We start from the raw sequence: 24,326 nt of genomic DNA, 5'->3' as shown, positions 1-24,326 counted from the left end.
CTGCATAGAGGGATTAACTAGGATTCTACAAAACCAAACTAGAGAATCTACATATTGCGAATTCTAGCGATTTCATCGCGGATTCTAGCGGCTTCTTCAAATTCTAAAGCTTTAGCGGCTTGGTGCATTTTGAGGCTTAACTCTTTTATAATCGCATTGCGCTCACTTTTTGGAATCTTCTTGGCATTTTTTTCATAGAGTTTGCTTAGTCCGCTTGATTCTATTTTAAGCTCTTGCTCTACATTTCTTTGCACCGATGTGGGCGTAATATTATGCAGTTGATTAAATTCTTCTTGCTTTTTACGGCGATAATCTGTAATATCAAATGCTCTTTGCATTGAACCTGTGATTTTTTTTGCATATAAAATTACTTTTCCCTCGACATTACGCGCCGCCCTCCCCATTGTTTGTATAAGGCTTGTTTCAGAGCGTAAAAATCCCTCTTTATCTGCGTCCATAATGGCAATAAGGCTCACTTCGGGTAAGTCAAGCCCCTCACGCAAGAGATTGATGCCTATAAGCACATCAAATTCTCCTAATCGCAAAGAGCGAATAAGATGATTGCGCTCAATAGCATCAATGTCGCTGTGCATATAGCGCACCTTTATGCCAAGCTCGGCATAATATTTGGTAAGCTCCTCCGCCATTTTTTTTGTAAGCGTAGTAATAAGCACGCGTTGATTTTTAGCAATTCTTGCTTTAATCTCATCATATAAATCAAGCACGGCTTTATCAGAATCTCGCACTTCATAGAGTGGGTCAAGCAATCCTGTGGGGCGGATAATCTGTTCTGCGATATGTTTTTGACTTAGCTCTAATTCTTTTTGAGCAGGAGTCGCAGAGACAAAAAGAAAATGTGGGGCTTTATTGATAAATTCATCAAAGCGCAATGGGCGATTATCAAGTGCGCTAGGTAGCCTAAAACCATACTCTACAAGCACTTCTTTACGACTCCTATCTCCTGCATACATACCACCAAATTGCGGCAAACTCACGTGAGATTCATCGACAATAATTAAATAAGGCTTTTTCTTTTGCTCAAAGTAATCTAAAAGTGAGTAAGGTGTCTCACCTGCTTTTTTACCTGTCAAGTGCCGCGCATAGTTTTCAATGCCCTTACAAATGCCAGATTCTTTTATCATTTCTAAATCAAACTCTGTGCGCCCCTTTAAGCGTTGATATTCAATTTGTTTGTCTGCGCTTTCAAATTCACCTAAGCGCATTTGCAATTCGGATTCTATATTATGAAGGGCTTCTTGGAGTCTTTGTGCGCTTACGATAAATTGATTTGCCGCATAGAGGACAAAAGATTCTAATTGTGTAAGAGCAGTGCGCTCTAATGCGTCAAATACCCCAATGCGTTCAATCTCATCACCAAAAAATTCAATACGGATAAATTCATTTTCATTATATGCAGGAAAAATATCAATCACTTCGCCATTTACGCGGAAATGCCCCCGCTCAAAAATTGTGTCATTGCGCGTATAGCCCATATCAACAAGCTTTAAAAGTAAGTCTTTTTGCGTATATGTCGCGCCCACCTCGAGCTTTTCTATCATTGTTAGATATTCTTTAGGATTCCCTAAACCATAGTTTGCCGACACACTTGCAATTACGATTACATCATCATAAGCCAAAAGCGAGGTAGTGGCGGATAATCTTAATCGCTCCAAGTCTTCATTAATGCTTGAATCCTTTTCGATAAACAAATCTCGGCGCGGGATATATGCTTCAGGCTGGTAATAATCAAAGTGCGAGATGAAATATTCTATATGGTTTTTGGGAAAAAAGCCTTTAAACTCGCTATAAAGCTGTGCGGCTAGGGTTTTATTGTGTGTCATAATGAGCGTTGGGATATTGAGCTTGGCAATGATATTTGCCATCGTGTAGGTTTTTCCACTCCCTGTAACACCAACAAGTGTGCTGTATTTTGCACCATTACGAATAAATTGTGTAATGTGCTCGATGGCTTGAGGCTGGTCTCCTGCTGGGGCATATTGAGAATCAAGAATAAAATTTGACATTTTAAGCCCACTCCTTTGCTATTTGTGTTATTTGTGTTAAGATTATACTTTATTTTTACCAAAGGATTGCAGATGAATAATGTAATGGAGCGGCTTTCCCAAAAAATCGAAGAAATGCTTACAAAGATAGCATACCAAAAGGAAGAAATAGAATCCTTGCAGCTTGAAATCTCCACGCTCAAGGCGCAAAATGAAGCAAAAGATAGTCAAATTTCAAGCCTTTATGAAGAAATTGCCTCCAAAGATAAGGGTTTTGAAAATCTCTTTGCTAAAATTGATGAAGGCTTGAAATGAGTGATGAGAATCTAGAGATTGCACTTAATGGCAAACATTATTCTGTCTCTTTAAAACCCTTGCATAATGATGTCAGGGAAGAGCTTAAAGCGGTTTTTGCAAACGAAGTCGAACCGCTTACTTTGCTTAAACTCTATATCACAAAAGCACAAGAATACGCCCTCACCTATCAATCACTAGAAAATCTCTACAAAAACCTTGAGAGTATAGATACTCCCGCCACGCACCCTGATGTGCAGATTCAGCAAATTTGAGAGATGAGAATTTGCATTGTATTTTTATCTCATCGCTCCACTTGGTTTAAAAAGTCCAGCCCTCACTTACGCGTGTGAATATGAATGCGCCACAGGTGATATTTGTGCTATCACTATAAACAACAAATCCTATAAAGGCGTAGTGCTAAATCCCACGCAAAAACCCACATTTAAATGCAAAATCACCTCTAAAATAACTGAATCTTTCCTCCCATATCAACATATTTTAGCCTCATTTATCGCGCAATATTATTGTGTGGGGCTAGGTGAATCCTATGGGCTTTTTTTGCCACAGGAGGTGAGTGAGATAAACTTAGAATCTTTGCGCGTAGAAATTCCAAATGCTTTAAGTAAAGCGCAAAGCGATGCTCTTAGCTTTTGCCTTACCCATAAAAATCCCCTACTTTTTGGCGATACCGGCAGTGGCAAAACAGAGATTTATATCCACCTCATCGCACATACACTCTCTTTGGCACAAAATGCACTTTTCCTTATGCCCGAAATTGCCCTCACGCCACAAATTGAATCTCGTCTTAAGGCAGTATTTGGCGATTGCGTGGGCATATGGCATTCTAAAATCACTCCAAAAGCAAAAAAGCAGATTCTAGAGGGCTTAAGGGAGGGAAATATCCGCGTGATAGCAGGAGCGAGGAGCGCGATTTTTTTGCCAATTCACAACCTTGGGCTTGTGATTGTCGATGAGGAGCACGATGATGCCTATAAATCTCAAAGCTCTCCGCGCTACAATGCGAGGGATTTAGCACTTTATTTGGGGAACAAAAGCGAGATTAAGACTATTTTAGGCTCGGCAACACCAAGCGTGATAAGTTATTATTATGCGACAAAGCATAATAATCTCTATCGTCTTAAGGGGCGGTATTTTAGTTCAAAAAAACATATCGAAATTTTGCCTTTACCCGAGCAAGATTCTATGCAAGGTGCGTTAGATTCGCAGCATATTTTCAACGAATCCCTATATTTTATTAATGAATCCCTACTTGCCGCGCTTAAGCAAAGCCTCCAAAACAAGCAGCAAGCAATTATTTTTCTTCCCACGCGTGCGGATTATAAAATGCTCGTGTGTAGCGCGTGTGGGAGCGGGTGCGAATGCGATTTTTGCTCGGTAAATATGTCCTTGCACCTTGATAAAAATGCGCTGATATGCCATTATTGCCACTTTTCTAAACCTATTCCTACACATTGTCCGCAATGTCAAAAGGATACTTTGCGCTCATTCCGCATAGGCACAGCTCAAGTCGCAAAAATCCTAAGCCAAACACTGCCAGAAGCAAGAATCGCGCTTTTTGATAGGGACAATATTACCACGCAAAATAAGCTTAAAAAAACCTTAAAATCATTTAACGCAGGGGAGATTGATATTTTGGTTGGCACACAAATGTTAAGCAAAGGGCACGACTATCATCGTGTGAATCTCGCCATAGTGCTAGGAATCGACTATGTGTTAAAGAGTAGCGATTATCGTTGCAATGAGCGCACAATAAGCCTACTGCACCAAATCGCCGGACGCAGTGGGCGTAAATATGACGGGCAGGTGTATATACAAAGTGCTAATGGCACATTTTTGCAACCATTTTTAAATGATTATGAGGATTTTCTACTTTATGAGCTAAAGACACGACCGCATATCTATCCGCCATACCAAAGGTTTGCCACGCTAAATTTTGCACACAAAAACGAGCAAAAAGCACTTTTACATCTCTCACAAGTGCGGACATTTCTAACACAGATTCAGAATCTACATAAAGAAGTAGAAATTGTAGGAGAAAGCAGGGCTTTGCTGAAGCGCCTTTATAATAAACATCGCTTCGTGCTTTTGCTTCGCTCACACTCTACCCGCGCACTTTTGGAGCTACTGCATACTTTGGTGGCAGAGCAAAGCTTACGCGCTACATTTGAGATTGACATCGACCCTCTAAGCATATTATAGGGACTTTGTGCGCTATAATAAAACTGAATCTAAAGGAGTAAAAATGAAAATTGCCATATCCTGCCTATCGCCATTGGTGCAAAGTAGCTTGGAGTATTTTTTGAAAGATTCTGTTACGAGTGAAGCAGAGTGTGATTTTATCATCACTGATGATGAGAATAGACGCGATACAAAGCCATTGTGCCTTGTGCTTGATGAGGCGTATTCACACATTAGAAAGCCTTTTAACACTCAAAGCTTGAACGAAGATTTAGCAGCTTTTTATGAGAAGCTCACATACAGCCATAAAAACACAGAATCTTCCTCCTTACACACTATGAATAATGCGCTCTCACAGAGTGCAAATATCACAGATTTAGAATCTCGCATTCGCACCCTGTGCGATGAATCTGCAAAGGCGTTAGCGGATAACATTATCGCCTTACTTAAAACACGCTAGATTCTAAAAGTTTCGTAAATGGCGCAGTTTCATATTCAAGCGGGCAACTTAAAACATCTCAAGCTTATTTTTAATCCCGATGAAAGCACACGCCCGACAAAATCTATCGTGCGCGGCTCGTTTTTTGATACTTTGGGAAGCGAAATTGTGGATAGTGTGTTTATCGAAGCCTTTGGGGGCTGTGGCTCAATGGGGATTGAAGCCCTCTCACGCGGGGCAAGGGCAGCTATTTTTTATGAGATTAACAAAGAAGCCTATGAGATTTTATCGCGCAATCTTACCCTAATGCGCGATAGAGCACCGCATTTTCAATGCAAGAGTTTTAATGCTGATTTTTTCACCCAAGACATACAATCACATATCGAAAAAATAGCTCAAAATGATGATAAAAATGTGAGAAATGCACGGATAATTTTATATCTTGACCCGCCATTTTGCATACGAGAAGGAATGGCAGATATTTATGAGCGACTTATTACCAAAATATGCAATTTCTCACATTCACAGCAAAGTCGCGTTGATTTAATTGTTTTTGAACATTGGAGTGGCTATAATATGCCACATTTTTTTGGCGAGTATGAGAAGTATAAAACGCGTCAGTTTGGCAAAAGCACATTAACTTATTTCATAATAAAGGATTGAAAATGGCAGAAGAAGAAAAAGCAGCCCCAAATGGCGGAGAGAAAAAAAGTAAGGCAATTTTGTTTGTTATCATCGGCATTGTCGTAGTGCTCTTGCTTTTGGTGGGCATTGTGGTAGCTATGCTAATGATGGGTGGACACGATGAGGAAGAACAAAAGCAAGAAACCCCGCAAGTGCAAACACAAATGGCACCAGCACAAATCATCGTGGGAAGCACGGTAAATGTGCGCAATACAGATAGATTAGTGCCCGGACTCATCTATCCAGCGGAAGGTCCTATCCCTTTCACAGCCAACTTAATGACACAAACAGGCAAGAGATACCTTAAGACAAGTATGCAGTTTGAACTTGATAAAGACGAGCTAAAAGCAAATGCCACAAAAATCGAGCTTGATAGGAAATTGCCTTTACTCAAAGATACGATTATTGAGATTCTATCCTCAAAGTCTGTTGAAGATGTAGCTTCTACAAAGGGTAAAAACCGCTTGAAAGATGAGATTGTAAAGCGCATTAATGAATTTTTGATTGATGGCAAAGTAGGCGATGTGTATTTCGTGGAATTTGTAGTGAGCTAGATTGATAGGCATTGATATTATAAGCATTGCCCGTATGCGCGGTTTTGTAGAAAAATTTGGCATAAAGGGTTTGAGGCGATTTCTAAGTGATGAGGAAATCGTGCTTTGCCTTATTGAGTCTATAAATTCTCACAATGATTTTATAGCTAATCATTGCGCTTCTGCCCGTGTGGATTCTAAAACGACTTTTGATAACTTTCAAAATACCGCTCTAGGCGGAGATTCTAAATCTTTGCATCATATTAAAATACTTCAAGCACTAAACATTACACGCGTGGCTGGATTTTGGGCGGCAAAAGAGGCTTGCTCTAAGGCATTGGGTGTTGGGATTGGGCGAGAGCTTGGATTTTTAGATATAAAAATACGCAAAAACACAAAAAAAGTTCCGCTTGTGTGTTTGAGTGATGAGAAGATGGCATATTTTGGTGTAAAACAACTCTCACTTAGTATTAGCCACGATGGCGGCTTTGCCATAGCAGCAGTGATATGTGTATAAGATTCTATAATATTTGCAAGGTTTTAGAATCTCGCAATATCGTGCTTTATTGTATTAGGTATAAAATTCTCACTTAAGATTTTCATACCAACCGCGCACGATATAAACTGAAAAACTCTATAATCTACACATTTTTGTTACTTTTATACCACATATGAAAAACTTAATATTGTAATTTTGTTACATATACTTGATTGTCAAAATATTTATTGCTACTTTAAGCAGTATATTGCTTTTGCAAATAGCAGTATTTTAAACAAAAAGGAGAAATGTATGAAACTATCTAAAGAACAAGAAAAAGCTCTTTTTTCTTTTAGGTATTTTGTTTCATTTAGAAATAAAATTGCAGTTATTATGTCGCTAGTGATTTTTATTGCGTATTATGCCTTTGTGCTTGGCGTGGGGCTATTCCCAGAAGTGCTTGGCTATCGCTTGGGACCTAGTTCTATTACACTTGGTATTATTTTGGGAATCTTCCTTATCGCCCTATGTATTATCGCCACCGGGCTTTACACATTTTTGGCAAATACTTATTTCGATAAAGAACAAGAGGGAATTCTGCGCTCTTTAGAGGAAAACAAGATTGTAGAATCACTCGAAAAAGGGGAGATTTGTTACAAGGATTGCTCAAACGCACAGGAGGTAGCACAATGAAAAATATATTTAAGCTAGGCTTTTTATGTGCGCTATTTGCGCTTTTAAGCCCACTCTATGGTGCATCTATCGACTTTGGTGGGGCAGTATCAGACCTTAATCCTACGGCTATTGGTATGTTTTTAGCCTTTGTGTTAGCGACTTTGTTTATTACTTATCTTTCAAACAAAAAAAGTCAGTCAGCAAGTGGATTCTATACAGCAGGTGGAAATATTAGCGGTATGCAAAATGGTATAGCCATTGCTGGAGATTTTATGAGTGCGGCGAGTTTTTTAGGCATCACTGCGCTTGTTTTTACAAATGGCTTTGATGGACTTATTTACTCCATTGGGTTTTTGGCTGGGTGGCCTATTATTTTGTTTCTTATTGCGGAAAAATTTAGGAATCTTGGTAAATTTACCTTTGCCGATATTACCGCTTATCGCCTTGATGCAAAACCTATTCGTGTAATTTCTGCAATTTCTGCATTAAGCGTGATTGTTTTTTATCTAATCGCACAAATGGTGGGTGCAGGACAACTTATTCAAGTGCTTTTTGGGTTGCCTTATACTTTGGCAGTAGTGATAGTAGGCATTTTAATGATTTGCTATGTGCTTTTTGGTGGTATGCACGCCACTACTTGGGTGCAAATCATTAAGGCAATATTACTTTTGGCTGGGGCAACTTTTATGGCGATTATGATTTTGTATTTGACAAAATTTGATTTGAGCTATTATTTCTCTCAAGCCATTTCGCATCACCCAAAAGGTGAAGCGATTATGTCGCCGGGCGGATTCTTAACCGACCCCATTTCTGCGGTCTCTCTTGGACTTGCACTTATGTTTGGCACGGCTGGTTTGCCCCATATTTTGATGAGATTTTTCACGGTTAAAGATGCAAAAGAAGCGCGTAAGTCAGTATTTTACGCCACAGGATTGATTGGGTATTTTTATATCCTTACCTTCATCATTGGTTTTGGGGCGATTGTGCTTTTGCTTGGTAATGAACAATTTACAAATGCAGATGGCACATATAATGGCATTACAAATATGGTTGCTGTGAATCTTGCCTCTGTTATTGGTGGTGATTTATTCTTAGGCTTTATCTCTGCAGTTGCTTTTGCTACGATTTTAGCTGTTGTATCAGGCTTGGCTATTGCTGGGGCTGGTGCAATAAGCCACGATCTATTTGTGAATGTCTGCAAAGATGGTAAATGCGATGCAGAACTTGAGATGAAAGTAACAAAAATCGCTACTCTTGGTATTGGTGTGTTTGCTATCGCTTTGGGGATTATTTTTGAAAATCAAAATGTGGCTTTCACGGTAGGACTTGCCTTTGCCATTGCCGCGAGTGTGAATTTTCCTATCTTGCTCCTGTGTATTTATTGGAAAAATCTCACCACAAAAGGTGCATTTTGGGGAGGACTAATTGGGCTTATTGTGGTGCTTACGTTAGTGATTTTAAGTCCTAGCATTTGGGTAAAAAGCTTTGGTTTTGACGCGGCAATTTTTCCCTATGACCACCCAGCAATTTTCACTATGCCACTTACATTCATCGCTATATATGTGATTTCTAAGCTTGATGGCTCAAAGAGAGCGCAGATAGACAAGGCAGGATTTAGCGCACAAGATTTTCGTGCAGAGAGCGGTATAGGCGCGAGTGAGGCAGTAGCACATTAAGATTTTTAGAATCTTAGCCAAGATTCTAAACCCGCATAGCCCTAGATTCTAAAATTTTGGGGTTATGCACTTTTTATGTGTTTATTATAGACACAAACTATCAAGGGATAAGATACAAAAAACAACATAAATGTATCACTTATGCAAATAAGCACAAAATTTTTGCCTTTTTAAGTGCTTAATCAATGCGAAAAAGCTACAATGGCAAGTTTATAAATGAGTTTCGGCACTGGGGGAATGTATGTTTCAAAAGTATCTTATACCTATATGTATTTTAGCTATTATATATTTTGTCTCCACAAGTCCAGCACTTACAAGCGTGAGCGCTGGACTTGCAATTTTACTTTTTGGTATGCTAAGTCTTGGGAATGGATTTCGCACTTTCAATGGGGGATTCTTAGAAAATATCCTCACCACTTCGACAAACACCGCAATCAAAAGTGTAAGTTTTGGTGCTGTGGCTACGGCGATTATGCAAAGCTCCTCTTTGGTTTCTGTGCTTTCTATATCCTTTGTATCGGCTTCTCTGCTTAGCCTATCGCAAGGTATCGGTGTGATGTTTGGTGCAAATCTCGGGAATAGTGCTGGTTCGTGGCTCATTGCTGGGGCGAGCGGTATAAAAATTTCCGCCCTTGCCTTACCTCTCATCGTGGGCGGTGTGCTTTTTAATTTCCAAAGCACCAAAACCGCTAAAGGCGTGGGGCAGATTTTTATCGGGCTTGGATTTTTCTTTTTAGGCGTGGGTTATATCAAAGACGGCTTCGAGGAATACAAGGAAATTATTGATTTTTCGCAGTATTCAATGGATGGGTTACGCGGTGCGCTTCTTTTTGCCGGACTTGGGGCATTGATGACGGCTATTGTGCAAAGCTCCCACGCAACTTTGACAATTATCATCTCTGCTCTTGCCACAGGAAGTATGACCTATGAAAATGCCTTAGCAGCGACACTTGGCACAAGCATAGGTGGCGTTATGACTGCGGTTATTGTCTCTTTTAGCACAAATATAGACGGAAAACGTTTGGCGGCAGCGAATTGTATTTTTAATTTTTCTATTGCTATTCTTGTTATTGCTACTTTTGATTACTTTGTATGGCTCAATACTGCTATTTCATCAATTATAGGTTTAGCAGAGGATAGTGTGCTAAGAATCGCAGTGTTTCACACACTTTTTAATCTCGTGGCAGTGGTGCTTTTGCTTCCTTTTATCCCAAAAATTTCTACTTTATTAGAAAAAGTCTTGCAAGATAAAGATACACAAATTGATAAACCCCTATATGTCAATAACGCGATTGTACAGTATCAGGATACAGCATATCTTGCTATGTATCACGAAGTTGAACACTTGTATGAAAATGCCTTTGAGCTTATTGCGCACACGCTTGGTTTTTCCCGTGCAGATATTAAAAGCGATAAAGATATGAACGAAGTTCTTAAAGCGAAAATATGGGCAAAAGAAGATATTGATGTGGAAATTTTCTATATCAAAAAAATCAAAGTGCTTTTTAATGCCATACTTGATTTTTCTACACAGGCACAAGCATATACACAAGATAAAATATATGTACGCAAATTTGCCCTTCTTACTTCAGCATCACGTAATATTGTCGAGGCAATTAAAAATGTAGAGCTTTTACAGCCAAATTTAAAGAAAAATAGTCTCTCTAAGGATTTAGTTCTCTCAAGTGAATACAATACGCTAAGAGTCCATCTTGCAATGCTTTTACGAAATATAAATGAAGTCCTCCTTTTTGAAAATATTCATCCACAAGAAGCAATCATCAAGCTCAAGGGGCAGAAAAAAGTATTTAAGAAAATGGATAAAGATTTTGTTGCATATATAGAATCTCTTCTAAATAAAAAGAATTTAAGCATACAAAATAGCACTTCTTTGCTCAATGCTGTGGGCTTTAGTAATAGCATTGCTAAAGAACTTGTGAATGCAATTATACGAATGCAAAAGGCGCGCTTAGATGGAGAAGAGGAAGTGGTAACAGATGTGCAAAATCAATAGGCACTAGTATTATTGATGAAAAAAAATATTTTTTTTATAAGCTTTTTTCTTATAGGTATTGTTTGTCTTATTGCAGTATTTAGTTATAGAATTTATGTGAAAAAGATTCATCCAATAGCTCATATTTATACCTTAGAGGAAATAGAGCATAAGTATAAAAATATTGCACCAACGCAATGGGGTGAAAATCTCGAGGGTGTTACTACGATTTTGCCTAATGAGAGCAAACCTGTTGCATATCTCACATTTGACGCTTGTGGTGGGGCGTATGATAAGGCATTGATTGATTATTTAATAGCTCATAATATTCAAGCCACCTTATTTATTAATGCACGTTGGATTCATAAACATACAGATGATTTTATAAAACTCGCTCAAAATCCGCTTTTTTCTATCCAAAATCACGGCACAAAGCACCTTCCTCTTAGCGTAAATGGCAAATCAATTTATCATATCAAAGGCACAGATTCTGTGAGCGGAGTATATAAAGAGATTATGGATAATGATGAGCTTATTTTTAAACTCACAGGTAAAAAGCCACATTATTTTCGCTCTGGCACAGCATATTATGATGAAATAGCAGTATCCATACTCAAAGATTTGGGTTATAAAATTGGTGGATTTGATGTATTGGGCGATGGTGGAGCAACTTTTTCTAAGCAAAAGATTATCAAACAAGCACAAAAAGCGCGTAATGGTTCAATTCTTATTTATCATTTCAATAAACCTCAAAGCGATACATTTGCAGGAATTAAAGAAGTGGTGCCTATGCTTTTGGAGAAAGGTTTTTATTTTGGAAAGCTTGAAGAGTAAAAGTAAACCCCTCCCTTAGATAAGGGAAAAGGCTAAAGGCAAGACTTAGTTGCCTTTTACGATTGTTGTTGAAGTTGTATAAAGTCCAAGAATACTCCATATTTTAGTATCTACACTTTTAATTTGTGAGATATTACCAGCTTTTGCTGCTGCATCAACAGAACAATTACCAACACTAACTAAACCAAGAATGTTTGAGCATTTTGCTTGTCCTTGTTTAGAATCTCCACCTGTTGAAGTTGCTGCCACAGGACCTGTCATATCAGAATACAACACACCTGAAACAAGTCCTGCGGTGCTACCTATTGCACAACCACTAAAAAGTGCTACTGCACCACCAAAACCTAGAGCTAAAACTAGCTTTTTCATATAAACTCCTTAAAGAAATAATGAAACATTGGATTAAATCCTTAATGCTGGAATTTGATTATACAAAAAAAAAAAAAACAAAAGTCAAGAAACATTATTCCTTGCAGCAAATTCTGTAGGTGGTGTTGTAGGTAAAATGATTTCTCCACAAAGTATTGCGATTGCTTGTGCAGCGGTTGGGTTAGTTGGTAAAGAATCAGATTTATTTAAATTTACTTTAAAATATTCTCTTGCATTTATCATTCTTATTGGTATTTGGACAGCTATTATTGCTATGTTTATTCCTTATATTATTCCCGAAGCGGTAGCCCTGGTTAAATAGCTAATGCTCCTCTAGGGGAGCATTAGCATTGTTTAGAATCTGCTTTAGTTTTATATTCTAAGTTTATCGATTTGTCCTGTGTAGTAGAAATATTTTTCAAGCACTAAAAGAGAAATGATAGCTTCACGTTTTGTATCAAAAAATTGTTTAATATACTCTTGGGCGTTATGGATAATTTCTTTAGCTTCATTTGGGTGTTTGATGAAATATTCTAACCTTTCCTCCAAGTCTTCATAGTCATCGCGGATTTGTGCATAATGCACATTTGATTTAAGTGTGCCTTCCATAAACCAAGTTTCAAATTTTGGCTTTGACATAATTGCAAGAGAATTAGAGCTCATTACCCATTTGAGATTGCTTGCAACATCATTCCCCTCTAAAGAGAGCAAAAATTTATAAGGTAAATGTTTGGCTATGCCAATTTTTGGCTTTTGCCATAAGTGATGCACTCTTTTACTTCCGGTATGTCCTAAATCACAGAGCCGATGATTAAAATACTTTTCAAAAAATTGTGTGCGATGGGGTTGATAAATCCCGCCACGATAAAAAAGTTTATCTTGTTTATCTTCAAAGGTATATGGATCATTGATAAATGTAAAATGTCGCACTTTCTCAAGATTAAGCAAGGTGGAGTTGGCAAATGGAGGTTTTACTGCCCCCCCCCAGTTAATTGCGCCAAATCAGATTCATAATAGGATTTGATAGGGCGGGATTTGGTAATAGAGGGCTTGGGGCAGATGAAATTGACATCGCCAAATGCAAAATGCGCTTTAAAATCTTGAGGAAAATATCTTGTGTATTCATAGGTATCAAAAAAATACACGGTTTTCTTGCGTGTAAATCGCACAAAGCTAAGATTTTTCGCTTCATCATCAAGGGTGATAGGATTATTTAATTGGCAATAATAATCTACACGTGATTTAATATATTCAATATCAGGGCGTGTGAGCACATCTTTTAAAATTTTCTCACGATTTTTGGGCAAAAATACTGCAGGTGTTAGCATACGAGAGATTCCCTTAAGATTATAGAGAAAATAATTATTTTTCATATAATTTCCTTAAAATACGCAATTGTTTTTATTAGCCCTTCTTTAAGCTCAACATTTGGATTCCACCCTAGCTCATTTTGAGCAAGGCTAATATCGGGTTGCCGTTGTTTTGGGTCATCTTGAGGTAAGGGTGAAAAAACAAGTTTGGATTTAGAGTGAGTGAGCTCTAGCACTGCATTTGCAAGTTCAATCATACTAAATTCACGTGGATTCCCTATATTTACAGGTCCATAGAATCCATCTCTACTATCCATAAGTCTTATCATACCCTCAATCAAATCATCTACATAGCAAAAACTACGAGTTTGCTTGCCTTCGCCATAAATCGTAACATCTTCGCCTTTGAGTGCTTGAATGATAAAATTACTCACTACACGCCCATCGTTTGGGTGCATTCTAGGTCCATAGGTATTAAAAATTCTCATTACTTTAATATTTAAATTATGCTGCCTTTGATAATCAAAAAAAAGTGTTTCTGCACATCGCTTTCCCTCATCATAACACGCCCTTATACCAATAGGATTCACTGAGCCTTTGTAGGATTCTACTTGTGGGTGGATTTCAGGATCGCCATAAACTTCACTCGTGCTTGCTTGCAGAATCTTCGCTTTCACTCTCTTTGCAAGTCCTAGCATATTGATTGCTCCCATAACAGAAGTTTTAGTTGTTTGCACTGGGTCAAATTGATAATGCACTGGAGAAGCAGGGCAAGCGAGATTATAAATTTCATCAACTTCTACATAGAGAGGAAAAGTTACATCGTGGCGCATAAATTCAAAACGGGGATTTGAGAGTAAATGTATAATATTTTGTTTTGTGCCTGTGAAAAGATTATCCACACAAAGCACTTCATCGCCCCTCTCTAGTAGCTTTTCGCATAAATGTGAGCCTAAAAATCCCGCTCCACCGGTTACCAAAACTTTTTTATTAAGCATTATTAATCCTTTTTTATGGATTTAGAATCTGCTAATTATATTTGAAAATCTTTATAGTGTTATAAAAACAAGAAAATTTTGGTATTTTAGATTATTTGTGTCTTAAGCAAAAAGCTTTTAAATAAATTTGGCTAAAATCTGCTTTTATTAAAACATAAGGAGTTTCTATGATAGAACGCTATGCGCGGGAGGAAATGAAAAAACTATGGGATATGAATGCTAAATATTCTGCGTGGCTAGAGGTGGAGAAAGCCCTCGTGCGTGGGTGGAACAAGCTAGGACTTATCCCTGATAGCGATTGTGAAAAGATTTGCAAAAATGCGAAATTTAACATCGCAAGGATTGATGAGATAGAAGCAGTTACAAAGCACGATTTAATAGCTTTTACCACAAGTGTGGCGGAATCTTTAGGCGAGGAGAGCCGCTGGGTGCATTATGGGATAACCTCAAGTGATTGCATTGATACCGCTGTGGCACTGCAAATGCGAGATTCTCTAAAGATTATTTTAGAGGATATAAAGCAGGTGCGTGAAGTGATTAAAAATAAAGCAATGGAACACAAAGGCACGCTTATGGTGGGACGCTCTCACGGAATCCACGGCGAGCCTATTACCTTTGGGCTTGTGTTGGCGATTTGGTATGATGAGCTAGGCAGACATTTAAAGGCTTTAGAATCTACTTTGGAAGTCATCTCTGTGGGGCAGCTTAGCGGTGCAATGGGGAATCTCGCGCATACACCTATGGAGCTAGAAGAAATTGTATGCAAAGATTTAGGATTGAAAGCCGCACCTGTTAGCAATCAAGTTATTCAAAGAGATAGATACGCTAGGCTTATGAGCGATTTAGCACTCTTAGCGAGTAGTTGTGAAAAAATTGCTGTAGAGATTCGGCATTTGCAACGCACCGAAGTGTATGAAGCGGAGGAATATTTTGACAAAGGGCAAAAAGGTAGCTCTGCTATGCCTCACAAGCGCAATCCAGTTTTGAGTGAAAATATCACGGGGCTTTGCAGAATGATTCGCTCTTTTGCACTTCCAGCAATGGAAAATGTTGCCCTTTGGCACGAGCGAGATATTAGCCATTCAAGCGTGGAGCGATTTATTTTGCCAGATAGCTTTATCACGACAGATTTTATGTTGGCTAGGCTTACAGGACTTATAGAAAAGTTACTTATCTATCCTAAAAATATGATGAAAAATCTTAATCTCACCGGTGGGCTTGTGTTTTCACAAAGAATTTTATTAGAGCTGCCTAAAAAGGGTGTGAGCCGAGAAGATTCTTACAAAATCGTGCAAAGAAATGCGATGAAAGTATGGCAGGATTTACAAGAGGGCAAAGCCGCGGTGAATGAAAAAGGAGAGAGCTTGTATTTGCAGTATTTATTGGCAGATACTGAATTAGTTGGGCTTATTGGTGAAGTGGCTATTAAAGAATGCTTTGAATTTGGTTACTATACAAAAAATGTAAATGCTATTTTTAAGCGAGTGTTTGAGGAGTGAAAATACCAACGCATTTAAGCACCAAAGAAAGAATTAATCTTGGCAGCTTTTACACTAATGAATTTTTGGTGCAATATGCCTACAATATGCTTAAGCAATATGTGGATTTTAAAGAATATGTGCTACTTGATAGTTCGTGTGGAAGCGGAAATTTTTTTGTGTGTGAATGGGTTTGCTAAAACCATAGGAATTGATATTGATGAGAGGGCTCTAAAAATTACACGAAACAAGCTAGAATCTAGCGTTATTTTGTATCACAAAAACGCATTAAGCAATGTTTCAAGAGAGAGTTTTTATATAGCATAATCTTCTAAACTTGTGATTGTAGGCAATCCACCTTATAATGATAGAACTTCTATTGTTCAAAGCAATCTTAAAAATAAAGAGTCTATCCCCATAGACTCTGCCTTTCAAGCTAGAGATATAGGCATAAGCTTTTTACGCTCTTATGAGAGATTAAGGGCGGATTTATCTGCGTATTGCACCCGCTCTCTTATTTGATTAAAAAAACCAATTTTAAGGCATTGAAGGATTTCACAAAAGCTTATAGGCTTTTAGATTCTATGATTATTAGCTCAAAAGAGTTTTGCAAGGATTCTAAGGGGCATTTTCCTATTATCATAGCCTTATACTAAAGAGATGATAGGGGAATGGATTATGAGTTTATTTGTAACTTTAGTTTTAAAACCTGTGAGGGCAAAACTTTTAAACTTAATGAGTTTAATTTCATATCACAATACATTGATAAATATCCAAATAAAAATCGTGTTATAGAATCTAAAAAAGTAGCGATGTTTTATACCCTACGAGACATTAATGCTTTAAGCCGTTCAAAAACTTTTATGCAAAAAGAAAACACTAACACAATTTATGTTACACAAGAAAAATATAGTCTTTATTGCTATGTTGATGTATTTAAAGCTTTTTTACCACATATTCCTTATTATTTTGGGAATTGTGATGTGATGATTGATTTTAAAAAGTTTAAGGCTTTAGAATCTTGCTTTGTCAAGGCAAGTGAAGAAAAGATTCTAAGCCCAGAGATTTTGCAATATTTTAAGGACTTGTTAGGGGTGCATTATGAAAATTCAAAAATGTGAAAATCAAAAAGTATTTGTAGAGATTCCACTTACTACACAAAGTGGCAAAACAAGAGTAAAAACTCGCAATAGCTTCTATGAGTATGGATTACCCACTGCTACAAGGCAAATACCCTTTTCACAAAAGCACTATATAGAATGGCAAATTGGCTATGATGTGGATAAAAGCGATAAAGAAAAACTTGCTTTAAGCACATTGCAACACACAGAATTTCAAGGAGCAAATGGCAAAAAAACAAAAGCACTTTATGAACTAAGTGAGTATTTGCATTATTTCGTGCAGTGGGGAATTATTACAAAATATGAAATTGAGGGTTTGACAAGATTTTTGCAAAACATTCAAGAATATGAATTTTTGGATTCTAGGAATGAATTGCAAATATTGCGAAGCCACCCTGTGGGTAAAAATATTTAGGTATAGAGTTTATCAATCACAAATAGCCTACCCGCTTTTAGTGCATAAGTTTAATAATTTTGATGTTCTTATAGAAATTGTGATTAAAGAAAAACAAAGAGCAGTTGGGGTGCAACCAATGCTTTATGTTTGCTTTCCCATCACAGAATTACAATGCCAACCTCTACTTTTAGGCAGGGTAGCAGAGCCTAAAGAATGCAGTTTGCTTGTTTTAGATTCTAAAGATAAAGATTTTTTGCTAGAGACCTTTAAGATTTTTGGAATGTTAAGCAAGAATCACAATTATGATGTGCTTGAGATTTTAAAGATTATTTAAACACCTCACGCAAAAGATTTTTGTTGTTGTGATAAGTGCCTTAATGGAACATCTTTAAAGTTAAACATTGAGAATCTCTTTGACCTAAGTATCAAAATATGCTAGATAAAATGAAATATGGCAAAAAGAAAAATACATAAATTATTCTTTACTGATAATTTCCTGTAATCTTAACTCCTTATCATAATCCTTTGCGCTCTCTCTATTTCCCACCATACGCGCACGGGATTTAAGCAAGGTGCTATCTTCACTAAGGATACTACGCGCCTCCTCATAGCCATTCAAACTAATACCTGCAATATCAAGCAAAGTGTGCATTAAATCATCATTCATATATTTGGTATTTTGCGCCCTTTGCAATCGCTTGTAAAGCTTGGGGTGCTTTTGTATAAGGTTAAAATATCAATGAGACATAGTCAAAATATAAATTTGAATCTTTTTGCGCTTTGTAGATCCGTGGTGGATTCTATGGAATCTTATACGAAGAATCTGTTGAGTTTTGTTTGAAATAGCCCTTTTACCCCTGCGAAAGGGTAAAAGGATAAACCTAAATAAGAATTATTTAGGAAGTGCTACCGCATCAGGTATGATGCTCGATAAGAACATAGCAATAATAGCTGTCCAAATACCAATAAGAATGATAAATGCAAGAGAATATTTTAAAGTAAATTTAAATAAATCTGATTCTTTACCAACTAACCCAACCGCTGCACAAGCAATCGCAATACTTTGTGGAGAAATCATTTTACCTACAACACCACCTACAGAATTTGCTGCAAGGAATAATGTTTCTTTAATACCAAGCTCTTGTGCAGTAACTTGTTGAAGCGGACCAAAGAGTAGATTTGAGCTTGTATCGCTTCCTGTGATAAACACGCCAAGCCACCCAATAACTGGACTAAAGAAAGCAAATAAATCGCCTGTTTTTGCAAAAGCAATACCCAAAGTTGCACTCATACCACTATTTTTTGAGATAAAAGCAAAGGCAACAACAAGCCCAATTGTGATACAAGGAATCGCCATTTCTTTTAAGGTATCTCCAAGTGCTTCTTCAGCCACACTTGATTTTATTCTCAAAAAAGCGATGGTTAAAAAAGCGGCTACTAAAATCGCTGTGCCTGCTTGAAGCGCAATAAGATTAATGGGCAAATCAATTTTTATAGGATTGCCGCTAGGGTCAGTTATGACACTTGTAAGAGGATTGAAAGCCATACTCACTTGGGTATAGTTTAAGGCTCCAATTTGATAATAACCTATCGTTGCTCCCGCATCATCAATTATAGGCTTTATGCTAAAAAAGAAACTCTCTTTAGGTAAAGCAATAGCTCCATTTATCAATAAATCTGGATTCTCAAATAAAATTTTCTTTGCTTCAAATATTGCTTTAAACCAAGGCTGAGTCCAAATAATTACACAAATAATGAGCAAAATAAACGGAAGCCACGCTTTAAAGACTTTAACAAATTCAAGTTTTTCGTGGTTTGAAAAATCTTTTAAATCATCAAGCCTAAATATATTTGTGGGAGACCAAAACTTCAAAAAAGCTGTGGTACAAACTAAAGATACCACAGCAGAAACTATATCAGGAAGCTCTGCGCCAAGATAGTTTGAGCTAATAAATTGAGTAGCTGTAAAGCTCACTGCTGCTACCAAAATTGCCGGGAAAGTTTCTCTCACACCTTTGATTCCGTCCATTAAAAATACAATAAAGAAAGGGATTGTTAAACTCAAAGGCACAAGCATACGCCCAACCATTGCCGCAACAGAATATTGCTCTACACCTACAAGATTACTCATTGCAATAATTGGAATCCCAACTGCTCCAAAAGCCACAGGAGCAGTATTTGCAATCAAACAAAGTCCTGCTGCATATAATGGACGAAGCCCCAAGCCCACAAGGAGTGCTGCTGTAATCGCAACAGGTCCGCCAAAGCCAATGGCTCCCTCCAAAAATGAACCAAAACAAAATCCAATTAAAATCACTTGGATTCTATGATCAGGCGTGATAGTCATTACACTTTGTTTAATTACTTCAAAAGAGCCAGATTTCACCGAAAGCTTATAGAGAAAGATTGCTGCAATAATAATCCAAGCAATAGGCCACATTCCTTGTGCAAATCCTTGCACAAAAGAAGCACCTATGAGTGAAAAAGGCATTTTATAAGCATAAAATGCCACCAAAGTCGCTACAATCACTGTGATAAAGCCAGCTATATATCCCTTAAGCTTTAAAACAAGCAAACATAATAAAAAACACGCAATAGGTATAAAAGCTACTGCTGCACTTAACCACATATTGTTAAGTGGATCATAAATCTGTTCCCAAGCACCCATTTTAGAATCTCCTTTAATCTTTATGGTTAGAATCTTTTCAAAATAACAACTGCAACTGCCATTTTGCTATTGATTTTAAAAAAAAAAAACTTAACCTTATCTTAATCTTAACCTTATGAAATAGATGAATGAGTATGTATTTTATATGCCAATGTGTAAAATTTTCACATTAAATCCATTTAACATATAATTGAGAAAATTTTACACATTTATAAAAAGAAAAATAACTAAACTTTTACCTTTTGTATTTTTAAAGCTCCTTATTTATATCATAATTGTTTTATGAAATTTAGGAAGGAGTTAAAATGCGGGTGTTTTTTTTCTCAACTTGTCTAGGCGGTGTGGCATATGCCGATACTTGTGTAAATGCAATCAAATTATTACAAAAAGAGGGCTGTGAAGTAGTGTTTAAAAAAGACCAAACTTGCTGCGCACAGCCAAGTTATAATTCAGGCTATTATGAAGAAAGTCGTAAGGTAGCCTTATACAATGTCGAGCTTTTTAAAGGAGAAGAGCCAATCATCGTGCCTTCAGGCTCTTGCACGGGTATGATGAAAGAGGATTATCTCTCGCTTTTTGAAGGCACAAGCGATTTTGAGAGAGTAAAGCAATTTAGCAGTCGCGTATATGATTTAGGCGAATATCTCCATAAGATTCTCAAGGTGAAATATGAGGATAAAGGTGCGCCGACAAAAATCACTTGGCATAGCAACTGCCACGCTTTACGCACGGCTAAAGTGGTAGATAGCGCAAAGGCACTGCTTAACTCACTCAGTAATGTAGAGCTCATCGAGCTAGAGCGCGAAGCGGAATGCTGCGGTTTTGGCGGGACTTTTAGCGTAAAAGAACCCGAAGTTTCAAATGCAATGGTGAGCCAAAAAATAGAGGATATTCTCTCGCGCAATGTAGAATATGTCGTATCTGCAGACGCCGGGTGCTTACTCAACATCAGTGGCGCAATGAAAAAGCAAAACATTGCGGTTAAGCCTATACATCTCTATGATTTTTTAGCCCAAAGAATTGGATTAGGAGCATAATATGAGCAATCAAGGACACAATGCCATCGTGCATAGCGCACTCAACGATAATCAGTTAAGAAAAAATCTAAAAAGCGTTATGGATACGCTTAAGGGCAATCGTAAGAATCTTATCGCTTCTCGCTACACAGATTGGGAGGCTTTGCGTGAGCAAGGCAGGGCTGTAAAGCAAAAATCTCTCTCACAGCTTGATACCCTGCTTGAGCGATTCGAGCAAAATGCGCTCAAAAATGGCTTTAAAGTGCATTGGGCAAATGATAGCACAGAAGTAAATGAGATTATCTACAAGCTTATGCAGGAAAAGGGTGTAAATAAGATTCTTAAAGGCAAATCAATGGCAAGTGAGGAAACCCACCTTAACGCCTTTTTGAAGCAAAAGGGCATTGAGCCGGTGGAGACAGATTTGGGCGAGTTGATTATTCAGCTTATTGATGAACCGCCAGTGCATATTGTTGCCCCTGCTATTCATAAAAATCGCTACCAAATTGGTGAAATTTTTCAGCAAAAACTCGGGGCAAATTTAGAATCCGAGCCAGAAAAACTCAATGAAATTGCGCGCGTGCATTTACGCAAGGAGTTTAAAGAGTTTAAAATGGGACTAAGCGGCGTTAATTTTGCCATTGCAAATGAAGGCGCGATTTGGCTTATTGAAAATGAGGGCAATGGGCGTATGAGCACCACAGCAAGTGATATTCACATCGCTATTTGTGGGATTGAAAAGGTTGTTGAAAGCTTTGAAGATGCAAGTATTTTAGACGCGCTGCTTGTGCCTTCAGCCACGGGCGCACCTATCACTTGCTACAATAACATCATCACTTCCCCGCGCAAAGAGGGTGAGCTTGATGGACCAAAAGAGGTGCATATTATTATGCTTGATAATAACCGCTCGAATATGCTTAAGGATTCACATTTCTATCGCTCACTCTCGTGTATCCGCTGCGGGACTTGCCTCAATCATTGCCCTGTATATGACAAAATCGGCGGACACGCATATCTTAGCACCTATCCCGGACCCATTGGCGAGGTAATTTCACCTCAACTCTTTGGTATGCAAAAATTCGGGCATATGGTGAGTTTATGCTCACTTTGTGGGCGATGTAGCGAGGTATGTCCTGTAAAGATTCCATTAGCCGAGCTTATACGCGATTTACGCAGTGAAAAAGTAGGACAAGGGCGCAAGAATCTTAAAAGCAATGACGGCTCATCACGCGACAGAAATGAAGAATACGCAATGAAACAATTTGCTAATGCTGCAACTAATGGTGATGCTTGGCGTGAATTATTGAATTTGCCAAACAAGCCTCTACTTATGCCTCTAGTAAAGCTTTTTAGTGGATTTATACCCGGGCTTAAAAATTGGGTGGCTTATCGCACTTTCCCTACTTTAAATGGCAACCTCCACAAAAAAGTTTCAAATATGAAAGGAGTTATCTATGAGTAAGCAAGACATTTTGGCGCGTGTGAAAGATTCAATGCGTGTTAATCCGCTCCATACAGAATCACCAAAATATACAAATCCGCTCAAAAGCGCACAGCAAGACAAGGTGCAAGAATACATTGCCTTGCAGAATGCGAACAAAGCCATTGTGATAGAATCTAGCAAAGAAGCGCTTACACAAGATATTGCTAAAGCCTTAGTAGAAGTGGGCGCACAAAATATTTTGTATAATCCAAATATAAAAGACGCGCTTGATATAGGTGCGTTAAAGGGCGTTAGCGGGGTAGATTCTATGCATTTTGTCGCATATGAAAAAAGCGTTGATGAGACTAGAAGTGAGCTTTTTAACATTGATACTTCTATCATTCACGCAAATTGTGGCGTGGCAAATCTCGGCATTATCGGCATTGCTTCACACAAAAATGCCCCTCGTCTCTCATCACTCATCACGCGCACCTGCGTTGTTTTGCTAAAAAAATCAAACATTGTGGAAAACTTCTATGACGGCGTGTGTGCGCTCAAAGCTCAAAGCGAAAATAATATCCTGCCGACTAATATGATTTTTATCGCTGGACCTTCGCGCACTGCGGATATTGAGCTTCAAACCGTCTTTGGTGTGCACGGCTCATTACGCACCTATGTGATACTCTATTAAGGAAAGATTATGAATGTTTTTGCGCGGTTTTGGTTTGAAAAAGATAATAAAAGCTACATTGGGGTAGGACGCGCAGAGCTACTCACGCGCATAGCAGAATCTGGATCCATATCAAAAGCGGCAAAACAAATGCGTATGAGCTATAAAGCAGCGTGGGATAGTGTAGATATTATGAATAAGCTCTCCCCCTCTCCACTTGTGCAATCAAATAATGGCGGCAAAGGTGGTGGTGGCACAAAACTCACTCCACTAGGACATAAAGCCCTTGAAACCTTTAATGAAATTGAAAGGGTAAAAAATATATTTTTTGATTATTTGGATAACTCACAAGATTTTGATGAGATTCTCTTAAAATTATCGCATTTAGAATCTGCTTTAAAAGATTTTAAAAAACAAATTTCCAGATGAGTCTCATAAAAGCAATTTTGAATCTACACTTTCATTGATGATTCTATGGCTTAATCGTGTGCTTTTTCTTCAGCTTATTGAAGCAAATTTAGTGCATTTTAATGGTGGCGATGAGCGTTTGAAATTTTTAAATTTTCATAAAATTCCTACCTTTAGCACTTTAAACACACTTTTCTTTGAAGTCTTAAGCCAAAAAAGACAGAGACGATGAAAATTTTAATTATTTACCTTATCTAAACTCCAGCCTTTTTAATCGCAACGAAAAAGAAAAGGCTTTATGCGAAATTTCAGCACTTGATGACACTTTAAGCCTTGCATATTTTGAAAAAACTTCCCTCAGGGATTTAATCAATTCTAGTGTTTTGGGGCTTATCTTTGCAAAACTCAATGGCTACAAGGAGGGCAGTTTCTACACGCCTAAATCACAAAAGCAAACCAAAAAATTGCAGATAAAATTTTAGAATCTAAACCCAAGATTCCACATTTGACACTTCCGCTTTAGAATCCCGCACAGCACATTAGCACACAAATCATATAGCCTTACAAATGATGAGATACAAAGATATAGAAGCGCATAATTGGCTTTGGTTATATAAGTTAGTATATAATTTTGCTACTTGAATCTTATGGAAGGTG

Annotated in this window: 27 protein-coding genes and 3 pseudogenes; 23 read left to right on the top strand and 7 right to left on the bottom strand. The window is 37.8% G+C overall.

The genetic code is table 11. The annotated features are described in order from the left end of the window. Positions 1–47: 47 nt before the first annotated feature. On the bottom strand, positions 48–2,024 hold the full coding sequence (gene uvrB / locus LS67_RS05055) for an excinuclease ABC subunit UvrB (protein ID WP_034328162.1): 1,977 nt from the start codon (positions 2,022–2,024) through the stop codon (positions 48–50). Positions 2,025–2,096: 72 nt separating this feature from the next. Here uvrB and LS67_RS05050 point away from each other — a divergent pair, with 72 nt between their 5' ends. The 11 genes and pseudogenes from LS67_RS05050 (at position 2,097) to LS67_RS05000 (ending at position 11,811) form a co-directional block, all read left to right on the top strand. Continuing rightward, positions 2,097–2,318, top strand: a complete 222-nt coding sequence (locus tag LS67_RS05050) for a hypothetical protein (RefSeq protein ID WP_034328160.1) — start codon at positions 2,097–2,099, stop codon at positions 2,316–2,318. Beyond that, positions 2,315–2,572 (top strand): hypothetical protein, encoded by a 258-nt coding sequence (locus LS67_RS05045; RefSeq protein ID WP_034328157.1) that lies wholly within the window; start codon positions 2,315–2,317, stop codon positions 2,570–2,572. Before LS67_RS05050 ends, LS67_RS05045 begins: the two co-directional genes overlap by 4 nt. A gap of 16 nt (positions 2,573–2,588) precedes the next feature. Then, positions 2,589–4,520, top strand: coding sequence for a primosomal protein N' (locus LS67_RS05040; protein ID WP_034328155.1), 1,932 nt, complete (start codon positions 2,589–2,591; stop codon positions 4,518–4,520). A 43-nt stretch (positions 4,521–4,563) separates the two neighbouring features. Continuing rightward, complete coding sequence (locus LS67_RS05035; protein WP_081951440.1) at positions 4,564–4,959, top strand: hypothetical protein; 396 nt, start codon at positions 4,564–4,566, stop codon at positions 4,957–4,959. Between the two features lie 18 nt (positions 4,960–4,977). Continuing rightward, a complete protein-coding gene (rsmD, locus tag LS67_RS05030; RefSeq protein ID WP_081951438.1) occupies positions 4,978–5,601 on the top strand; it encodes a 16S rRNA (guanine(966)-N(2))-methyltransferase RsmD in 624 nt (207 codons plus the stop codon). Between the two features lie 2 nt (positions 5,602–5,603). Next, complete coding sequence (gene fliL, locus LS67_RS05025; protein ID WP_034328153.1) at positions 5,604–6,176, top strand: flagellar basal body-associated protein FliL; 573 nt, start codon at positions 5,604–5,606, stop codon at positions 6,174–6,176. A 268-nt stretch (positions 6,177–6,444) separates the two neighbouring features. Then, positions 6,445–6,672, top strand: a pseudogene (acpS, locus tag LS67_RS10190) (holo-ACP synthase); the annotation flags it as partial. A 273-nt stretch (positions 6,673–6,945) separates the two neighbouring features. Continuing rightward, entirely contained in the window at positions 6,946–7,326 is a 381-nt protein-coding gene (locus LS67_RS05015; RefSeq protein ID WP_034328148.1) for a DUF485 domain-containing protein, read from the top strand. Then, positions 7,323–8,984: a cation acetate symporter gene (locus LS67_RS05010; protein WP_138109617.1), complete on the top strand. Its 1,662-nt coding sequence runs from the start codon at positions 7,323–7,325 to the stop codon at positions 8,982–8,984. Before LS67_RS05015 ends, LS67_RS05010 begins: the two co-directional genes overlap by 4 nt. A 241-nt stretch (positions 8,985–9,225) precedes the next feature. After that, on the top strand, positions 9,226–10,998 hold the full coding sequence (locus LS67_RS05005) for a Na/Pi cotransporter family protein (protein WP_034328465.1): 1,773 nt from the start codon (positions 9,226–9,228) through the stop codon (positions 10,996–10,998). A gap of 15 nt (positions 10,999–11,013) precedes the next feature. Then, positions 11,014–11,811: a polysaccharide deacetylase family protein gene (locus tag LS67_RS05000; RefSeq protein WP_064504550.1), complete on the top strand. Its 798-nt coding sequence runs from the start codon at positions 11,014–11,016 to the stop codon at positions 11,809–11,811. 45 nt (positions 11,812–11,856) lie between these two features. On the opposite strand, the gene LS67_RS04995 is transcribed toward LS67_RS05000, so the two are convergent. After that, on the bottom strand, positions 11,857–12,180 hold the full coding sequence (locus LS67_RS04995; RefSeq protein WP_034328461.1) for a TRL-like family protein: 324 nt from the start codon (positions 12,178–12,180) through the stop codon (positions 11,857–11,859). Positions 12,181–12,268: 88 nt separating this feature from the next. Here LS67_RS04995 and LS67_RS04990 point away from each other — a divergent pair. Then, a pseudogene (locus LS67_RS04990) lies at positions 12,269–12,502 on the top strand (L-lactate permease); the annotation flags it as partial. A 50-nt stretch (positions 12,503–12,552) separates the two neighbouring features. Here LS67_RS04990 and LS67_RS09950 read toward each other — a convergent pair. From LS67_RS09950 to LS67_RS04980, 3 genes are read right to left on the bottom strand one after another with little or no spacing between them, the layout of a single operon-like run. After that, the gene (locus LS67_RS09950; RefSeq protein ID WP_236096351.1) at positions 12,553–13,110 is read right to left on the bottom strand and encodes a glycosyl transferase family 90; all 558 of its coding nucleotides are present in this window, start codon (positions 13,108–13,110) and stop codon (positions 12,553–12,555) included. A 41-nt stretch (positions 13,111–13,151) separates the two neighbouring features. Continuing rightward, positions 13,152–13,553, bottom strand: coding sequence for a hypothetical protein (locus LS67_RS09945; RefSeq protein WP_236096350.1), 402 nt, complete (start codon positions 13,551–13,553; stop codon positions 13,152–13,154). Then, positions 13,550–14,488, bottom strand: a complete 939-nt coding sequence (locus tag LS67_RS04980; protein WP_034328359.1) for a UDP-glucuronic acid decarboxylase family protein — start codon at positions 14,486–14,488, stop codon at positions 13,550–13,552. Before LS67_RS04980 ends, LS67_RS09945 begins: the two co-directional genes overlap by 4 nt. A gap of 167 nt (positions 14,489–14,655) precedes the next feature. Between LS67_RS04980 and purB the strand changes: the two genes are divergently transcribed. From purB to LS67_RS09920, 6 genes are all read left to right on the top strand, one after another. After that, entirely contained in the window at positions 14,656–15,987 is a 1,332-nt protein-coding gene (gene purB / locus LS67_RS04975) for an adenylosuccinate lyase (RefSeq protein ID WP_034328358.1), read from the top strand. Next, entirely contained in the window at positions 15,984–16,166 is a 183-nt protein-coding gene (locus LS67_RS09940) for a hypothetical protein (protein ID WP_034328357.1), read from the top strand. Before purB ends, LS67_RS09940 begins: the two co-directional genes overlap by 4 nt. Next, positions 16,150–16,293, top strand: coding sequence for a hypothetical protein (locus tag LS67_RS09935; protein ID WP_236096349.1), 144 nt, complete (start codon positions 16,150–16,152; stop codon positions 16,291–16,293). The genes LS67_RS09940 and LS67_RS09935 overlap by 17 nt, the downstream gene beginning before the upstream one ends. 344 nt (positions 16,294–16,637) lie before the next feature. Then, positions 16,638–17,087: a hypothetical protein gene (locus tag LS67_RS09930; RefSeq protein WP_231944816.1), complete on the top strand. Its 450-nt coding sequence runs from the start codon at positions 16,638–16,640 to the stop codon at positions 17,085–17,087. Beyond that, positions 17,068–17,502 (top strand): hypothetical protein, encoded by a 435-nt coding sequence (locus tag LS67_RS09925; RefSeq protein ID WP_231944815.1) that lies wholly within the window; start codon positions 17,068–17,070, stop codon positions 17,500–17,502. Before LS67_RS09930 ends, LS67_RS09925 begins: the two co-directional genes overlap by 20 nt. After that, positions 17,456–17,818: a R.Pab1 family restriction endonuclease gene (locus LS67_RS09920; protein WP_231944814.1), complete on the top strand. Its 363-nt coding sequence runs from the start codon at positions 17,456–17,458 to the stop codon at positions 17,816–17,818. Before LS67_RS09925 ends, LS67_RS09920 begins: the two co-directional genes overlap by 47 nt. Positions 17,819–17,959: 141 nt before the next feature. Here the strand turns inward: LS67_RS09920 and LS67_RS04960 are convergent, their stop codons facing one another. Both LS67_RS04960 and LS67_RS04955 read right to left on the bottom strand, forming a co-directional pair. Next, a complete protein-coding gene (locus tag LS67_RS04960) occupies positions 17,960–18,178 on the bottom strand; it encodes a hypothetical protein (RefSeq protein ID WP_138109615.1) in 219 nt (72 codons plus the stop codon). Between the two features lie 198 nt (positions 18,179–18,376). Next, positions 18,377–20,152 carry an L-lactate permease gene (locus LS67_RS04955; protein WP_058122025.1) on the bottom strand — a complete coding sequence of 592 codons (1,776 nt, stop codon included), beginning with the start codon at positions 20,150–20,152 and terminating at the stop codon, positions 18,377–18,379. 305 nt (positions 20,153–20,457) lie between these two features. Between LS67_RS04955 and LS67_RS04950 the strand changes: the two genes are divergently transcribed. From LS67_RS04950 to LS67_RS09915, 5 genes and pseudogenes are all read left to right on the top strand, one after another. Then, a complete protein-coding gene (locus tag LS67_RS04950; protein ID WP_034328276.1) occupies positions 20,458–21,189 on the top strand; it encodes a (Fe-S)-binding protein in 732 nt (243 codons plus the stop codon). 1 nt (position 21,190) lies between these two features. Then, a complete protein-coding gene (locus LS67_RS04945; protein WP_034328274.1) occupies positions 21,191–22,630 on the top strand; it encodes a LutB/LldF family L-lactate oxidation iron-sulfur protein in 1,440 nt (479 codons plus the stop codon). After that, complete coding sequence (locus tag LS67_RS04940; protein WP_034328273.1) at positions 22,623–23,282, top strand: LutC/YkgG family protein; 660 nt, start codon at positions 22,623–22,625, stop codon at positions 23,280–23,282. The genes LS67_RS04945 and LS67_RS04940 overlap by 8 nt, the downstream gene beginning before the upstream one ends. 9 nt (positions 23,283–23,291) lie before the next feature. Further along, positions 23,292–23,690: a winged helix-turn-helix domain-containing protein gene (locus LS67_RS04935; protein ID WP_034328272.1), complete on the top strand. Its 399-nt coding sequence runs from the start codon at positions 23,292–23,294 to the stop codon at positions 23,688–23,690. 7 nt (positions 23,691–23,697) lie between these two features. Next, positions 23,698–24,109 (top strand): annotated as a pseudogene (locus tag LS67_RS09915) (type IIG restriction enzyme/methyltransferase); the annotation flags it as partial. Between the last annotated feature and the right edge of the window lie 217 nt (positions 24,110–24,326).

Origin of the sequence: Helicobacter sp. MIT 03-1616, from assembly GCF_000765685.2 — a bacterium.
GTDB classification, from domain to species: Bacteria; Campylobacterota; Campylobacteria; order Campylobacterales; family Helicobacteraceae; genus Helicobacter_C; species Helicobacter_C typhlonius.
This window is presented reverse-complemented; position numbering and strand designations above follow the sequence as displayed.

Coding starts and splice junctions, on each gene's coding strand:
- uvrB (WP_034328162.1), bottom strand. CDS start 2,024: ATGTCAAATTTTATTCTTGATTCTCAATATGCCCCAGCAGGAGACCAG.
- LS67_RS05050 (WP_034328160.1), top strand. CDS start 2,097: ATGAATAATGTAATGGAGCGGCTTTCCCAAAAAATCGAAGAAATGCTT.
- LS67_RS05045 (WP_034328157.1), top strand. CDS start 2,315: ATGAGTGATGAGAATCTAGAGATTGCACTTAATGGCAAACATTATTCT.
- LS67_RS05035 (WP_081951440.1), top strand. CDS start 4,564: ATGAAAATTGCCATATCCTGCCTATCGCCATTGGTGCAAAGTAGCTTG.
- rsmD (WP_081951438.1), top strand. CDS start 4,978: ATGGCGCAGTTTCATATTCAAGCGGGCAACTTAAAACATCTCAAGCTT.
- fliL (WP_034328153.1), top strand. CDS start 5,604: ATGGCAGAAGAAGAAAAAGCAGCCCCAAATGGCGGAGAGAAAAAAAGT.
- LS67_RS05015 (WP_034328148.1), top strand. CDS start 6,946: ATGAAACTATCTAAAGAACAAGAAAAAGCTCTTTTTTCTTTTAGGTAT.
- LS67_RS05010 (WP_138109617.1), top strand. CDS start 7,323: ATGAAAAATATATTTAAGCTAGGCTTTTTATGTGCGCTATTTGCGCTT.
- LS67_RS05005 (WP_034328465.1), top strand. CDS start 9,226: ATGTTTCAAAAGTATCTTATACCTATATGTATTTTAGCTATTATATAT.
- LS67_RS05000 (WP_064504550.1), top strand. CDS start 11,014: ATGAAAAAAAATATTTTTTTTATAAGCTTTTTTCTTATAGGTATTGTT.
- LS67_RS04995 (WP_034328461.1), bottom strand. CDS start 12,180: ATGAAAAAGCTAGTTTTAGCTCTAGGTTTTGGTGGTGCAGTAGCACTT.
- LS67_RS09945 (WP_236096350.1), bottom strand. CDS start 13,553: ATGAAAAATAATTATTTTCTCTATAATCTTAAGGGAATCTCTCGTATG.
- LS67_RS04980 (WP_034328359.1), bottom strand. CDS start 14,488: ATGCTTAATAAAAAAGTTTTGGTAACCGGTGGAGCGGGATTTTTAGGC.
- purB (WP_034328358.1), top strand. CDS start 14,656: ATGATAGAACGCTATGCGCGGGAGGAAATGAAAAAACTATGGGATATG.
- LS67_RS09930 (WP_231944816.1), top strand. CDS start 16,638: ATGGATTATGAGTTTATTTGTAACTTTAGTTTTAAAACCTGTGAGGGC.
- LS67_RS09925 (WP_231944815.1), top strand. CDS start 17,068: ATGAAAATTCAAAAATGTGAAAATCAAAAAGTATTTGTAGAGATTCCA.
- LS67_RS09920 (WP_231944814.1), top strand. CDS start 17,456: ATGAATTGCAAATATTGCGAAGCCACCCTGTGGGTAAAAATATTTAGG.
- LS67_RS04955 (WP_058122025.1), bottom strand. CDS start 20,152: ATGGGTGCTTGGGAACAGATTTATGATCCACTTAACAATATGTGGTTA.
- LS67_RS04950 (WP_034328276.1), top strand. CDS start 20,458: ATGCGGGTGTTTTTTTTCTCAACTTGTCTAGGCGGTGTGGCATATGCC.
- LS67_RS04945 (WP_034328274.1), top strand. CDS start 21,191: ATGAGCAATCAAGGACACAATGCCATCGTGCATAGCGCACTCAACGAT.
- LS67_RS04940 (WP_034328273.1), top strand. CDS start 22,623: ATGAGTAAGCAAGACATTTTGGCGCGTGTGAAAGATTCAATGCGTGTT.
- LS67_RS04935 (WP_034328272.1), top strand. CDS start 23,292: ATGAATGTTTTTGCGCGGTTTTGGTTTGAAAAAGATAATAAAAGCTAC.